This is a genomic window from Shewanella chilikensis, from assembly GCF_002836945.1.
Lineage (GTDB): Bacteria > Pseudomonadota > Gammaproteobacteria > Enterobacterales > Shewanellaceae > Shewanella > Shewanella chilikensis.
Map to the genome: position 1 here is coordinate 1 of NZ_NIJM01000034.1, position 14,942 is coordinate 14,942.

A 14,942-nucleotide genomic window follows, 5' to 3' on the forward strand; every position below is an offset into this window, starting at 1 on the left:
TGATGGGAAACGGGATAGAGCCTATCCACGTGCGTTAAAAATGAGTAAAAACAAGTATCCCATTAAGCCTAAGAAAAATGCCGTTCACACTAAGTGAACGGCATTAGCTCAAATGGCCGCGTTTTTGATTAATAGTGGGGTTATTGGCTTATGCCTTTTCCAGCCTGGGCACTTTGCAGACCCAGCCTTGTGGGCCTTGTCTGTGCCCTTTCTGGATTTCGGTGAAGACCTTATAGATGCGGCTGACATGTTCACCCACCTTACCGTCACCAACGGTGACCACCCGGCCATCTTCAAAAATGTAGGAGCCGACCGGAGAAACCACGGCTGCTGTGCCGAAACCACCGGCTTCGATAATCTCACCCGACTCGACACCGGCGATAAAATCATCCAGTTTCACTTGCTCCTGGCGGACATCACAGCCAAGCAGTGGCGCCAGCTCAATAATAGACTGAGAGGTGATCGACTTGAGAATGGTATCGGTAAACTCAGGGATGATTACTGTGCCATCCTTGAGAATATGGAAGTGGTTCATCGCCCCGGCTTCTTCGATATATTCATTGGTCGAGTCCAGGTACAGCACCTGGGAAGCACCGTGAGCCGCAGCCGCCTTACCGGCACGCAGGGAAGCGGCATAGTTGCCGGCGGCCTTGGAGGCACCGGTACCACCGGATACCGCGCGGTGGAATTCTTTACTGATCAGCAGGCGAATGGCGTTGAGGCTCTCACCATAGTAGGCACCGCTGGGGCTCATCACCACACAGAAGGTGTAGCGGTTAGCCGGGCTGACTGACAATCTGTCTTCGGTGGCAAAAATAAAGGGCCGGATATAGAGGCAAGCCCCTTCCAGCATAGGGAACCAGAGACGGTCGACATCGATAAGAGCGTTGATCGCCTTAAGCTGCATGGCTTCATCAATGTTGGGAATACAGACGATATCGGCAGAGCGGTTCATGCGTTCGGCATTCTTGTTGAGACGGAAGGTATAAATCTCCCCATCTTCATGCATAAAGGCCTTGGCGCCTTCAAAAATACTCTGACCATAATGCAGCGCCATCGCGCCGGGAGCCATCTCAAACGGACCATAGGGGACAATGCGGGGATCCCGCCACTCGCCATCATAATAATCCATCATGAACATATGGTCGGTGCGCAGACGACCAAAGCCAACATTACCTTCAGGACAAAACTGCTCTGAGCGACGCTCTGCGGCGGGCTTTAACTGATACTTGATTTCCATTGCTTACCACCTTGACTATTGTTCAAGCAGACTAGGGAGCACCCGGAATAATGTCAAGAGGACCAAGGTCTGCGGCCAATCAGAGTTCTGTAAAAATTACTGTAAAAAGTAAGGTAAAATTTTGCCATCAAATATCGACCAACTCCCCCTGAGGTGGTAAGTGGGAAAAATCACCGCCCTCTTCCGAGCTAACCAGAGTAAATAGCCCTGCATCCCTGTGCCGCTTAAGTAAGAGATCCACTTCCAAAGTAGCGTCCTCCTTCAACAGCCTGAATACCGCGCCGGCATCTGACTGGAACTCAGCAGCACGATAATAACAGCCGCCATCATCAGGGCGTGGCACCAGCTTAAAGCCGATTTTCCCTTGAGGCAGGGTCTGCATCTTGGCGGCATCCAGATACAGGGTCAGGCAGTTGCGGCTCAGCTGATTGCGCTGTTTATCCTGCATAAAGCCCTTAGGTAAAATACCCGGCAGATATTGCTCACCACTGAGCAGATAAAAATCAAAATCCTCTATGGCGGCGCCGGTATCGTCCCACACCCGAATCACCAGCATGGTGTAACGCTTCTTGGTGGTCCGGCTTTGGATTTGCCGCGTAAGCTCCTGACAGGCACGGCGGTAAGCCTCTACCGAGTCGACCTTCAACCAATTCAGAATCGCCTGCACTACCGGCTTGTTGGCAGCGTTTCTTCGGCTGACCGAGCGCATGATCCCCATTTTCTCTTTGCTGTGGCTAGCCTTGGGAATAATGCCGAAGCCACTGACAGGGGCCTGAATGAAACTTTCCGGCGCCAGCTTGGCCACGCAGGCACCATCAAAGCTGTCACATTCCTGAGCATGCTCCACCAATTGCAACCGAGCATAATTCATATTTGCCGCGGCGACCCGCACGACACCATCCGAGCCCGGCTCGGCGGTATAGGAGTTGAGATAGTCATAGAGGGAAGTATCTATGCTCTCGCCGGTCAGCACCAAGGGCCAAAGCCGAGCAGCTTCAAAATCATAATTAAGCCAGGCTTGACTTAAAGAGGCCTGTCCCAGGCTGCCCAACTCCAACCAGTCAAGGATCTTCTGCCCTGGTTCCAATCCATCGAACCAGGCCTTAATCCTAGCAAGGCGCGACTTGCCAAGCTGTGCCAAGGCAGAGCCGTGGTTGGCCGGTGCCAGCATGATCATATGAGTCACGGGACAAGCCGCCAGCTTTTGGGCTCCGAAGAAAGTCTCCAACCAACAGCGCACAACCGCGGCGCCGGTACTGTGGGTAATCACCGCGAAAGGCTCATCCCCCAGCACTTCACGTCTGGCAGCCTCGAAAGCCAGCGCAACGTCCTCCAGCTTCACCTGATCCTGAAAACTGATGTAACGCCCCAAGTGCAGATGACTCACTTGGAGCTCAGTGTCTGCCAGCTTGGCCAATGCCTGTGGCAAATAGCCGTAGGTCTCTGTGGACGTCACACTCCAGCCGTGTACAAATACCAGTCGCATCCCTTTTCCCTCAGGTTAATAGTTCCATTCCAAACCACAACCCCATCACGGGCTATCAACAATTGCCATTTCTAACATCAAGTTTTTTAACACAAAAAATCAACTTATACGATAAAAAGTCCCTTCCGGCTCTCATTCAGCCAAAGTTCAGCAAAACGGCCCTAACCTGCCGATGAACACAAGTTGACCCGGCTTAAAACAGCCATCCGGACTTTCCCGGATCAAGGAGTAAATTATGAAAATTCAATCTCTAATACTGGCTTCCGCTGCGGCTCTCGCTTTCTCAGCCCCTTCCTTTGCCGCAGACTGGTTTGTCGGCGGTGGTGTCGGCGCGCAGCAAAACGACTACTCCCACAAACCCATTGATGGCGGCAAGTTCAGCGATGATGATCGCAACGCTGTCTACATGGTGCGCGGTGGTGCCTTCCTGACACCGAACCAACGCCTATACGCCACTTATAGCTACAACAGCGATGACTTCGCCAAGCAGCAGATGGGGCTGGTTTCCTATGACTATCTGGTAGGTTTGGATCAGGACCACAAGCTGAACTGGTTTGTCGGTGCCAGCGCCGGTATTAACCACACTTCACCGGACAGCGGCGCCCTGGGATCAGATAATAATTTTGTCTGGGGTGGTCAGACAGGTCTTGTGTATAAGCTGAGCGACAATCTCAATACCGAGATAGGTTATAGCTACCTGAAGCAGGACTATGACAACAAGATAGACACAGGTAAATATGCGCTGGACAACACCCAGCAACTGTACCTGAGCGTAGACTACCGCTTCTAATGACATCCCAGGTCTCTAAAGTTGCATTGATTCAAAAGTGCATTTAGTTGACCATTGGAACATGAGATTATCTGGCGAACAGGCATGCCGAATCTTATGACTTTGTTTAACACCTTGACGCCAGCCAACGCTTCAACGACTTGCCTGTAATAGCCTCGTGAGCGGGACCTGGCGTCAATGAGTTATTTATAACGATACCCAGTGGTCTCTGGCAAGGAACGCCTATGGAAGTTATTCATCCATTCCCACTGTTTACAAAGGATTTGTGCTTCTGCAGCAAGCCTTGCATTCAATTTTATGAGCCGGCGCAGAGTACGCATGAGGCTTGTTCACACCGTCCTTAATTGATTGAATTCTGAATAAAGCTCAAAGGCGTTTGGCCCGTCTGCTTTTTAAAAAACGCAATAAAGGCGCTGTCGGAAGAAAACGCCAGCTTGTGGGCCACCTCGCTGACTGTTCTGGCACCGGATAGGAGTTCTACGGCCTTCAAAAGGCGCCACTGTTGGCGCCATTGCTGATAAGTCATACCGGTTTCAGCCTTGAATAACCGGGTGACTGTCTTGGTACTGGCGCCGACACTGCTGGCAAGCCTGCGTATATCCGGCGCGAGAAACTCTTCCTTGATAAGCTGCTGGCGGAATCGGCGAAACCTGCGATCCCGTGGCAGTGGCAGCTGAAATGAATGTTTCTTGGCGGCATAAAACTCTTCCCAAAATAACGCACTGCTATTGGCCATATTCTGCTCCGGCGTGTCCCAAGGCCACAGTGCCATTTTGTCTATCAAGGCTTTCAAGAGGGCGTTGACCTCTATCATGCGAAGCTCAGCCGGAGTGTTGAACCTGGCACAATCAAAATACAAAGAGCGATAGGCCACCACATTGGTCATTACCGCGCGGTGCGAAATACGGGGCGGGATCCACACGGCTTTGGTGGGTGGCAAGATGCAGATGGCATTCTCCAATGCAAAGCTCATGCAGCCGTGGGGGGCATAAAGCAGTTGCCCTTTATGGTGTTGGTGCATGCCCGAATCGTGCTGGCCAACATCGGCCGCAATGCCGATAACACTGGCTGGAAAGGTATCCGCATCGAACTCAGTTTCCTGCTCAATAATCGCCATGACGTCCCTATTTTGATGTTTCTTGTCTTTATGTCGTTAACGTGCCGTTTCATCACGAGTATACACTGCGCGCCGACTCGGAAAAGCGCGGTTCAAGCCTGCATAGAGGAACAGGGCTTGTTCGCAGCTTGCTTGATTGTGATAAGGATAAGAGATGAAAACCAAACCTTCGCTATGGTTGATGCTGGCGCTACTAATGTTCCCGCAAATAGTGGAAACCATTTACAGCCCGGCCCTGGGGGCTATTTCGCAGACATTTGCCGTGTCCTACCCTCAGGCGGCGCAAACCCTATCGGTTTATTTTTTGGCTTTCGCTTTGGGCGTGGCAGTGTGGGGCATAGTGGCCGACAGTTGCGGCCGTCGCCAGGCCATGTTGCTGGGACTCTTTATCTATGGCGTCGCAGCCTGGGTGGCCATGTCAACAACCAGCTTCGCCGTGCTGATGGCCGCCAGAGCCTGCAGCGCTTTTGGTATTGCTGTCGGCTCAATCGTCACCCAAACCATGCTGCGTGACGCCTTCAGCGGTGAAGAGTTGGCGAAAGTGTTCAGTGTGATGGGACTTGGGATTGCCATCAGCCCTGTTATCGGCATGTTTTCCGGTGGCCAATTGGTCAAGGTGGGTGGTCATCATGCGGTGTTTTTAGCTTTGTTTATTATGGCCTTGGGTTTATTCGCCTATTGTTTTATCAGGTTGCCGGAAACCCAAACCAGCAGGCAGAATTTGCAACTGTTCGCCTTGAGTAAACGTATGCTCGGTGACAGGCAAATCTGGCAATCTGCGCTCTTGGTCACTGCCTATAACGTCGCCCTGTTTTCTTACTACCAACTCGGTGGATTCAACTTTGCCAGGCTTGGGTTCACGCCGGAACAGTTTGGTTACAGCGGCTTAATCCTTGGCCTGGGCTCACAGGTCGGCAGCTACAGCAATAAACGCTTGATCTCCAAGGGAGTCTCTCAAGGCAAACTCTTGCAAGGCGCCGCTTTACTGCTGCTTCTGGGAGCCATAGGAGTACAACTTTCGCTGAACTCCATCGGGTTTCTGGCGCCTATGCTACTTGTGGTTATGGCATTCGGAATAGCGATCCCCAATGTGCTCAGCATGGCCTTGGCTCAGTACCGGCAGCAGGCCGGCAGCGCCGGAGCCCTGTTCGGCTTGATGTACTACTTACTCATCGGCAGCGGCCTTGCTCTGGCAGGTGCGGTACAGCACTTGGGATGGGTACTGTTAGCCTGCGGCAGTATGGCGCTGTTGGTAAGCCGGGTTCGCTGATGAGCTTGCTGCAGTTGGCCACTGTTCAATGCAGAGTTTGCGCTATTAGGCCCTGTCTCCGGTCTTAGTGTTCATTTGCGGCGACCAGCTATTAGGTAGGAGTTAGAAATGACAAAGCCCCTTATTGAAGGGGCTTTGCTGGATTTTTGAACGTTTTTTTACAGCGCGAAACATTATTCTAGGTTCAGGAACTGCTTATTGAGCAGCAGACTAGACCCTTTAAAAATCAATAAATTATAAAAATAAACCGTTCAAAAATGGCTACCTCCACCACCAAACAACCTACCACTAACCTATGGCTTTTACTAAATCTTGGTAGCACTTCTTGGTTATGAGTACGGAAAAACAATGCCGTTTTCACTCTACAGTTGGGTTCAAAAATAACAGTTTCGGAAGGCTTGATCGAGTGAACTTTCAACACTACCGCACTTATTGGATACAATAATAGCCATTTCTGGTTATTTTCCTATACAATGGATATAACTGTATCCAATAAGTCATTGCGGATGAATTTTACCTTACTTGATGATACCGATGTAAGCCAAGCCTATGCGGCTTATTTACGTGAGTTACGGAAGCAGGCAAAGCTGTCACGAACAGCACTGGCAGAGCGAAGCTGCGTCCCAGCGGCCACTATTAAGAAGTTTGAGCTGACTGGGCAAATTTCATTTCGTCAATTGCTGTTGCTTTGGCAGACCCTCGACTCATTGGATAGGCTCTATCAGCTCACGCTACCAAGTAAAGAACGCGTTTCTACACCATCTAGCATTGATGAGGTGCTAAAAGATGAGTTTTAAACCCATTCAAAAACTCACCATATCCCGTACGTTAAGCTCAGGTGAGCAGGTCACTGTAGGGGTTTTGGCTCAGAATCGACAAGGCGTTTTTTTTCAGTATGCAGGCAGCTATTTGCAGCAGTTTGGCAATTTATCGCCTTTTACTATTCAGGCAAGCACACAAGTACAAGCCGCACCTAAACAGCCACACCAAGGTGTGCATGGTGTATTCGGGGATTGTTTGCCCGATGGTTGGGGCATGCTGTTACAAGATCGTATTTTCCGGCAAAAAGGCATTCTGCCTAATCAATTAACAGCAATGGATAGACTGGCTTTTGTCGGTGATAAAGGTATGGGAGCGCTCTCTTTTTCTCCGGTATCTGAGTTTTCAGCCACGACGCACGCTGACATTGATTTAGCAACCTTGGGTTTAGAAGCACAAACACTGTTCGATTCTTCAATGTCAGATTATATGGACGACAACCAAGATGAGTTAGATGGGCATACTCAACACGTGTTGGCCGCATTAGTCGCCGGAGGTAGTTCGGGTGGTGCAAGACCAAAGGCGCAGATTTATACGCCTGCTGGGGAAACTCGGCATTGTCGAACCTTTGCACAGCCCGGTGATGAAGCTTGGTTGATTAAGTTTACCTCGAAGAATCTAGCGCTCGGACATGAAGAAGGTTTGTGCGAGGCGGTTTATTTACAAATGGCCGAGCAAGCAAAGTGCCAACCGCCAATTTGGCAACTTATTGAAGCGCCGCATACAAGCGGTGCGCCTGCGTGGTTAGCACTCAAGCGTTTTGATTATGTCGCTGAACAGACCAATTTAGGCAGCAAGCGCAGTTCAGGCCGCTTGCATATGCACAGCGCCTGCGGATTGCTTGATGCAGACTTCCGAACGCCAAGTTTAGATTATATTGATTTAATCAAAGCCAGCCGACAGCTGTGTAAATCTCCAGCCGCTGGGCAACTGCAATTTCGCCGTGCCATTTTTAACCTGCTGTCGTCTAACCAAGACGATCACAGTAAAAACTGGGCTTTTTTGCAAACGGACGATGGCCAATGGAATCCTGCACCTTTTTACGATGTTACCTACAGCCCACATCCATTTAACGAACATGCCACTGCCTTTGGAGGTTATGGCAAAGCGCCACCGCTTAAGCTAATGCAAAAGCTGGCTGCCAGCGCAGGCTTTGCCAATTGGAATGAGGTGAGGCAAGTTATTGAAGAAGTCGCAGAAGCCATCAGTCAGTTTGCTCATCTAGCAAAGCAGCAAGGGGTAAGTAAAATCACAGTGTCTGCTATTACTCATACATTGAACCAGCGTAAACAAGAAAATGAAGCGCTTTTTCTATAATAATAAGAAGGGACAACATGAAGCTTGGCCGAAACGATCCTTGCCATTGTGGCAGTGGTAAAAAGTTTAAACGTTGTTGTATGAGCAGTGTCTCCAAGCAACATGCCCAAATATTTGATGATATTGACACCATGCTGGCAATGAACCCCAATTTGAGCCTTGATGAACTCAACACTGTTTTACAGCACAAAGTGCAGGATCGTAATAATCAACCTCATCCCGATTTTTGTGGTGTAACACCAACGCAAATGGCCAATTGGCTTTATGCGCCTTTTGATGAATTACAGTGGGTGACAATCAGCACACCAGATGCGCTTTTAGCCAGTCCTGTGATGCGCTATTTAGCTCTTATTCTTGATGAGGCTATGGCGCAAGATGGGTCATTCAAAGCCACGAGTAAAGGCAACTTACCGGCTAAGTTGGTCAAACAGGCCAGTGAGTTATTGCCTGAGTTTGCCGTTGCTCAGTTCCCACAAAATATTAGCATCAGCGAGTTTGCGGGCAGTAACGAAGATAAATTTAATGCCCTGCACTACACCCGAGTGCTAGCCGAAATTAGCAGCATTATTTATCGCCGCAGCGGTCGCTACCATGTCAAAAAGTTAGCACAACAACAGTATCAGGCTTTAGGTATACAAGCATTCTTCAAACCTATGTTAGAAGCCGCAATCAGCAAATATAACTGGGGGTATATGGACGGCTTTGAATACGATGTCGACTTGCGACCATTTTGGTTATTTATGCTGTGGCGCATTCAGTGTCACAACAATGTGGAGCAGCTTGTTAAAGAGGTGATGACTGCTTTCCCCGATTTACTACAGGCATTCTCTACAGATGATTACTTCGCGCCAGAAAGAAACTTAAGCATGCTCATTGAATCCAGGTTTATTAAGCGATTTTTACAGTTTTGGGGATTTATCACCATAGATCCAAGGCGTTATTTAAACGCTGAGCCGGTCGTCAGAAGAGCTCAAATTCAGCCCTTATTCAAACAAACGTTTCAATTTACAATTAACATATAAAAAGATCGTGAAGGCCGCATCTCGTGCATCTGCAAGGGATAGTTCTGGATAAGATCCAATTGTCATTTCTGGACGACAACCGTTGATTGAAAATCGCAAGATCCAAAAAGGTTCTCCAGAGGCGGGTACAACGAAGTAGAGGCCATTACCATCTGCGGTTTTGCGTGGTTCATCTTTGGCCAAAGCGGCGACTTTGCGTGCATTGAGCTTGCCCATATAGTTCTCCTTAGGTATGGAAAGTTACTCACCATTTAAGGGCATACTAGATCAATCCTACTCACCACTAAACTCACCAGTTGGTTGAAAACAGAGGCAAAGACCTGAAATCTTCTGAAAACAAAAAAGCCTCAAAAATGAGGCTTTATGCTGTACTTGTGAATGTTAAAACATCACTCCACGTTCTGGATCTGCTCTCTCATCTGCTCAATCAGCACTTTAAGCTCGACCGCGGCGGCGGTGATTTCGCTGCTGATTGACTTGGAGGCCAGGGTGTTGGATTCGCGGTTGAACTCTTGCATCATGAAGTCCAGTCTGCGGCCTTCGCTGCCACCCTTGTTGAGGATCCGACGAGCTTCGGCCACGTGGGCTTCGAGGCGATCCATCTCTTCGGCCACATCCTGTTTTTGGGCCAGCAATACCATTTCCTGTTCCAGTCTGGCCGGGTCCAGTTCGCCCTGGATTTCGGCCAGGCGGTTGCTGAGTTTTTCCCTTTGCCACTCCATGACCTTGGGCATGTGCTCGCGGACTATGGCGATCTGGGCTTCAACGGCATCCAGGCGGGTCAGCAGCATCTCTTTGATGGCGCTGCCTTCACGGCCGCGGGCTTCGATAAACTGATCGACGGCGCCGTCGAAGGCTTTGAGCAGTTCGGCGGCAATGGCATCCATGTCTTGCTCGGATGAGGACATGACCCCAGGCCAGCGCAGAATATCCACTGGATTGAGCTCACCCTGGCCGGCTTGCTGTTTTACCCAATTGGCGGCCTGCAGCAGTTGCAGTGCCAAGTCCTGGTTCATATTCAGCTGGGTACCTTGTTGATCGCTCAGCTCGTAGCGCAAATTGACCTCTACCTTACCGCGATTGAGACGCTTGCGCAGTCTGTCTCGCAGCACAGGCTCCAGGCTACGGAACTGTTCCGGCAGGCGCAGATAGGTTTCCAGATATCTCTGGTTGACTGAGCGGATTTCCCAGGAGGCTGTGCCCCAGTCGGCTTTATGCTCGATACGGGCGTAGGCGGTCATGCTGTGGATCATCAGATATTCCAGTTGCTTGAAGACGGGTGTAGCAGAGGATTATAGACAGCTTGCCCCCGGGGTTAAAGTGAAGTGTATACACTTTGTCGGTTCGATACGGATCCGCCATGGCGTCAAGCGCCGCAAGGCCCTATAATATGCAGCCAATTCAGTCCAGACGACAAAATACAGGAATTCACTATGCGTCCCAGCAACAGAACTCCGGCTCAAACCCGCCCCATTTCAATCACTCGCCAGTTTACCGCCCATGCGGAAGGTTCTGTGCTGGTCGAGTTCGGCGATACCAAAGTACTCTGTACCGCCAGTTTTACCGAAGGGGTGCCGAGATTTCTCAAAGGCCAGGGCCAAGGTTGGGTGACGGCAGAATATGGCATGTTGCCCCGTTCTACCCATAGCCGTATGGATCGCGAAGCGGCCCGGGGCAAGCAGTCTGGTCGTACCCAGGAAATTCAGCGCCTCATCGGCCGTGCTTTGCGCGCTGCTGTGGATATGAAGCTGCTGGGTGAAAACACCATAGTGATCGACTGTGATGTGATTCAGGCCGACGGCGGTACCCGCACTGCAGCCATCACAGGTGCCTGTGTGGCTCTGGTGGATGCGCTTAATTGGGCTCGTGCCAAGGGTATTCTCAAGGCCAATCCGCTCAAATTCCTTATCGCCGCCGTGAGCGTGGGGATTTTTGAAGGTGAGCCTATCTGTGACCTGGAATATATCGAAGACAGCGCCGCCGAAACCGATATGAACGTGGTGATGACAGAAACCGGCAAGATCATCGAGATCCAGGGCACCGCCGAAGGCGAGCCGTTCAGCCATGAAGAGTTGCTGAGTCTGCTGGAGCTGGCCAAGCATGGCATTCGTGAGATTATCGATGTGCAGAAGGCTGCATTGAGTTAAGTTTTTTAAGGACCCCATGAGGGTCCTTTTTTTCGTACTCCAGAGAGTACTTGTTCGTACCCGTGAGCCTTAAGGGCTTACCCATAATCACAAGAGGAGAGATCGTGAAAGCCTATCAGCGCGAGTTTATTGAATTTGCCCTTGAGCGTCAGGTGTTGAGATTCGGTGAGTTTACCCTGAAGTCCGGCCGCAAGAGCCCATACTTCTTCAATGCCGGTCTGTTTAACACTGGCCGGGATCTGGCCCGCCTGGGCCGTTTTTATGCTGCTGCGTTGGTGGATGCCGGTATCGACTACGATCTCCTGTTTGGCCCGGCCTACAAGGGGATCCCCATCGCCACAACCACGGCTGTAGCCTTGGCCGAACACCATGATCTGGATATTCCTTACTGCTTTAACCGCAAAGAGAAGAAAGACCACGGCGAAGGCGGCAACCTGGTAGGCAGCGAGCTCAAGGGTAAGGTGATGTTGGTGGATGATGTGATCACCGCAGGTACCGCTATTCGCGAGTCCATGGAGATCATTCAGGCCAATGGCGCGACTCTGGCCGGGGTATTGATTGCCCTCGACCGTCAGGAGAAGGGCAAGGGCGAATTGTCTGCCATTCAGGAAGTGGAGCGCGACTTTGGTTGCCAGATAGTGGCCATCATCAAGCTGGCCGATTTGATTGCCTACTTGGCCGAGAAACCTGGGATGGAGCAGGAGTTGGCCGCCGTTAGCGCCTATCGTGAACAGTATGGTATTTAATGCCACCCAGGATAGAATGTCAGTTCTTACAGAAGCTTGAGTAACTTTCTGTACAGTCCATAAAAAACGCTGCCTTGGCAGCGTTTTTTATGGCGGAGAAGCTATTTGGCCTGATGCAGAAACTCGGCGCGGGTGGCCGGGTTGGACTTGAACACGCCGCCAAGAGCCGTAGTGGTGGTGGAGCTGGTGGAGTCCATCACACCGCGGGATTTAACGCAGTAATGCACCGCATCCATTTTTACCGCCACATCTTTGGTTTCCAGCAGGGTCTGCAACGCGACCAGTACTTGCTGGGTCAGGCGCTCCTGCACCTGTGGCCGCTGGGCAAAGAAACGCACTATGCGGTTGATCTTCGACAGGCCGATGATCTTCTTCCGCGGCAGATAGGCCACAGTAGCAGTGCCGTCTATGGTCACCAGATGGTGCTCACAGGTGCTGGTGAGACTGATGTCCTGCACCCGCACCATTTCATCGAAGCCCATCTTGTTGTCGATAACAGTGATCTTGGGGAAGTTGGCATAGTCGAGGCCGGAGAAAATTTCGTCGACATACATCTTGGCGATACGTTTCGGCGTATCCATCAGGCTGTCGTCGCTCAAATCCAGCGACATCAAGGTCAAAATGGCCTTCATATGGGCCTCTATTTTTTCCTTGCGCTCCTCGGCCGACAAGCCACAGGGTACCATGGGGGTCTCGAGTCCTCGCTCCAGGAGCGCGGTCTGAACCATCAAAGCTGCTTCACTCAATGCCATTGTTTTCCTCCGGCGGATAGACGCCAAGCCAGCGCCTTCCGTTTGTTACTGTCCGCGCAAGCTGTGACGCTTTTCACATTTATCTGCGGGAAGCGGAGGATACCGCTATTTGCTGTAAATTCATACCAGAAAAGCCCCATAGCACGAAAAAAGCCGCTCCCTGGAGAGCGGCTTTGTTTACGGCTGTTAAACTTAAACGCCCAGATTCTGCTTCAGGAAGTTGAGCATTTTCTGATAATAGATGGCTCTGTGGCTTTCATCGTAGAAACCGTGGCCCTCATCATCCATGATGATTTTCTGGTAGGGGTAGTTACGCTTCTTGAGCGCATCTTCCAGGGCTTCAAACTGCTCTATGGGAGCGCGCTCATCATTGCCACCGTGCACCAGCAGCAGATTGGCCTTGAGCTTGTCGACGTTGCGAGTGGGCGACATAGCGCGCAGCACGGCTTGATCCTGACCAAGCACAGTTCGCAGGTAGCTGGTGCCCGAGTCACGTTCCTGCACGTCACCTTCTTTAAACATCATTTCCAGATCGTACACCCCGGCAAAGCCGATGGCGCACTTAAATAGATCCGGCTCCATAACCGAGCTTTGCAGCGCGCTGTAGCCGCCAAAACTGCCGCCGACGATACAGATGCGCTGCTTGTCCACTATGCCTTGATCTATCAGATGGCGGGTGGCGTCTATGATGTCGTATTGAATTTCACTGCCCCACTTGCGGTAGCCCGCTTGCTGGAAGGCTTCACCATAACCACCTGAGCCGCGGAAGTTAACCTGCAGTACGGCAATACCCTGATTGGCCAGCATCTGGTTTTGAGGATCAAAGCCCCAGCTGTCCCTGACATAGTGTGGGCCGCCGTGCGGGTTGACCACCAGAGGCAACTGCTTGGGATCTTTACCGGGTGGTAAGGTCAGGTAGGCCTGAATCGTCATGCCGTCTCGCACCTTGATATCCATGGGTTTCACTTCGGCCATGTTGGCCGGATCTATGCTTTCCATGGTACGCAGCAGGTGTCTGAGTTTGACCGCTTTGGTATCAAACAGATAGTAGTCGCCCGGGTTGCGGTCGTTGAAGGCCAGAATGACCATCTTGTCGGCGTTACGGGTCTCGCTGACGATGCGCACCTGGTGCCCCGGCAGGCTGGCCAGCAGTTGCTTGAGATACACAGCATGTTGATCTTCAGAGTCAACAAAGGCGTAGGTTGGGTAACCGTTGGCAAACTCCACCGCATAGAGCTGTTTGTTCTGGCCGTTGATCCAGAAGTTGTCCGGCTCGACTCTGGCGTCACTGACTATCTGCTGCTTTTCACCGGTTTTCAGGTTGACCCGATACACGGCTTTGGGCTCACCGGCCTGAGACGCGGCGGCATAGACGCTGTTGGGATCTTCGGTAAAGGAGATAGGGGTAAAGTCCTTAAGGCCGATGTTCAGCTTGTCGGTGTCAATCCATTCTCCGTCGTTACGGTAAAAAATACGGGTGTTGTTGCTTCTGTCCTGACCGGCCACAAAGCGCACTTCACCGTCGTCATCTGTCATGAAGCTGGCCATACCTATGGGAGAGCGGGTGATCTTCTTGCGGGTGCCACGGTAGACATCAACCCGATAGACATCCTGTAACTGTTCATAATCCAGGCTGCGACCGCCGTTCCAGGGGATGGCGTTGACCAACATGTAGCGGTCATCATCCGGCAAGGGATCGAGTACATAGGCAGTGGCCTGGATGGCGGTGTTTTTCTTCAGGTGGGAACCGGTTTGTTGCTGGCCCGAATTGTAACCGAACAGATAGGCGACCTTGGAACCATCGGCGTTCACCGCCATCAATTCACCATAGTAGAGCGGGCGATCATCCCAGCCCTTGAGGTATTCCTTGGCGACCACGACACGTTCATCGTTGACCCAGGTATAACTGCCCACTTGGGCGTTGCCCGGGAAGTAAACAATGTGCTTGGCACTGAGGTCTTCAGTATTGAGGATCAGTAGCTTATCTTTTCCTTCGTGATTCATGATCACGCTGAGATAGTCACCGGAGGGGGAGATTTTGACATTGGTGTATTGCGCCCCCTGGCTGAAAATTTCTGCCGGCGTGGGCGTTTGATGACTCTGGGCCAAAGCGAGAGTGGGGGCCAGCAATAATATACCAGTCAACAAAGGTTGGAATTTCATTTGACATCCTTGTGTTTATTATAAGTAACCTATGTTTTTTCAATGTTAATTAAATGCTTGGGTTTGGACAAGG

The 14,942-nt window shown here is 51.1% G+C and carries 14 protein-coding genes and 1 pseudogene; 7 read left to right on the forward strand and 8 right to left on the reverse strand.

From position 1 onward, the window contains the following. Positions 1–148: 148 nt before the first annotated feature. Positions 149–1,240, reverse strand: a complete 1,092-nt coding sequence (locus tag CX651_RS13255) for a branched-chain amino acid aminotransferase (protein WP_101056434.1) — start codon at positions 1,238–1,240, stop codon at positions 149–151. A gap of 127 nt (positions 1,241–1,367) precedes the next feature. After that, positions 1,368–2,726 (reverse strand): esterase/lipase family protein, encoded by a 1,359-nt coding sequence (locus CX651_RS13260; RefSeq protein WP_101056435.1) that lies wholly within the window; start codon positions 2,724–2,726, stop codon positions 1,368–1,370. A 235-nt stretch (positions 2,727–2,961) separates the two neighbouring features. Between CX651_RS13260 and CX651_RS13265 the strand changes: the two genes are divergently transcribed. Further along, positions 2,962–3,516, forward strand: coding sequence for an outer membrane beta-barrel protein (locus CX651_RS13265; RefSeq protein WP_101056436.1), 555 nt, complete (start codon positions 2,962–2,964; stop codon positions 3,514–3,516). 71 nt (positions 3,517–3,587) lie between these two features. Here the strand turns inward: CX651_RS13265 and CX651_RS20370 are convergent. Both CX651_RS20370 and CX651_RS13270 read right to left on the reverse strand, forming a co-directional pair. Next, positions 3,588–3,770 (reverse strand): annotated as a pseudogene (locus CX651_RS20370) (IS5/IS1182 family transposase); the annotation flags it as partial. Between the two features lie 86 nt (positions 3,771–3,856). Further along, positions 3,857–4,633 (reverse strand): AraC family transcriptional regulator, encoded by a 777-nt coding sequence (locus CX651_RS13270; RefSeq protein ID WP_101056437.1) that lies wholly within the window; start codon positions 4,631–4,633, stop codon positions 3,857–3,859. Between the two features lie 154 nt (positions 4,634–4,787). Between CX651_RS13270 and CX651_RS13275 the strand changes: the two genes are divergently transcribed. The 4 genes from CX651_RS13275 (at position 4,788) to CX651_RS13290 (ending at position 9,061) form a co-directional block, all read left to right on the forward strand. Continuing rightward, positions 4,788–5,903 (forward strand): multidrug effflux MFS transporter, encoded by a 1,116-nt coding sequence (locus CX651_RS13275; RefSeq protein ID WP_101056438.1) that lies wholly within the window; start codon positions 4,788–4,790, stop codon positions 5,901–5,903. Between the two features lie 506 nt (positions 5,904–6,409). After that, positions 6,410–6,700 (forward strand): helix-turn-helix domain-containing protein, encoded by a 291-nt coding sequence (locus CX651_RS13280; RefSeq protein ID WP_101056439.1) that lies wholly within the window; start codon positions 6,410–6,412, stop codon positions 6,698–6,700. Beyond that, entirely contained in the window at positions 6,690–8,039 is a 1,350-nt protein-coding gene (locus CX651_RS13285) for a type II toxin-antitoxin system HipA family toxin (RefSeq protein WP_101056440.1), read from the forward strand. Before CX651_RS13280 ends, CX651_RS13285 begins: the two co-directional genes overlap by 11 nt. A gap of 17 nt (positions 8,040–8,056) precedes the next feature. Then, the gene (locus CX651_RS13290; RefSeq protein WP_101056441.1) at positions 8,057–9,061 is read left to right on the forward strand and encodes a YecA family protein; all 1,005 of its coding nucleotides are present in this window, start codon (positions 8,057–8,059) and stop codon (positions 9,059–9,061) included. Here the strand turns inward: CX651_RS13290 and CX651_RS13295 are convergent. Next, on the reverse strand, positions 9,023–9,277 hold the full coding sequence (locus CX651_RS13295; protein WP_198552056.1) for an Arm DNA-binding domain-containing protein: 255 nt from the start codon (positions 9,275–9,277) through the stop codon (positions 9,023–9,025). The genes CX651_RS13290 and CX651_RS13295 overlap by 39 nt on opposite strands. Before the next feature lie 173 nt (positions 9,278–9,450). After that, complete coding sequence (locus CX651_RS13300; RefSeq protein WP_101056442.1) at positions 9,451–10,314, reverse strand: YicC/YloC family endoribonuclease; 864 nt, start codon at positions 10,312–10,314, stop codon at positions 9,451–9,453. Between the two features lie 180 nt (positions 10,315–10,494). On the opposite strand from CX651_RS13300, the gene rph reads away from it, so the two are divergent. Next, a complete protein-coding gene (gene rph, locus CX651_RS13305) occupies positions 10,495–11,208 on the forward strand; it encodes a ribonuclease PH (RefSeq protein WP_025010865.1) in 714 nt (237 codons plus the stop codon). A 104-nt stretch (positions 11,209–11,312) separates the two neighbouring features. After that, the gene (gene pyrE, locus CX651_RS13310) at positions 11,313–11,954 is read left to right on the forward strand and encodes an orotate phosphoribosyltransferase (RefSeq protein ID WP_025010866.1); all 642 of its coding nucleotides are present in this window, start codon (positions 11,313–11,315) and stop codon (positions 11,952–11,954) included. Between the two features lie 101 nt (positions 11,955–12,055). Here the strand turns inward: pyrE and folE are convergent, their stop codons facing one another. Together folE and CX651_RS13320 are read right to left on the reverse strand one after the other, a co-directional pair. Then, positions 12,056–12,706: a GTP cyclohydrolase I FolE gene (gene folE / locus CX651_RS13315; protein WP_025010867.1), complete on the reverse strand. Its 651-nt coding sequence runs from the start codon at positions 12,704–12,706 to the stop codon at positions 12,056–12,058. A gap of 192 nt (positions 12,707–12,898) precedes the next feature. Next, on the reverse strand, positions 12,899–14,869 hold the full coding sequence (locus CX651_RS13320) for an alpha/beta hydrolase family protein (RefSeq protein WP_101056443.1): 1,971 nt from the start codon (positions 14,867–14,869) through the stop codon (positions 12,899–12,901). Positions 14,870–14,942: the final 73 nt, after the last annotated feature.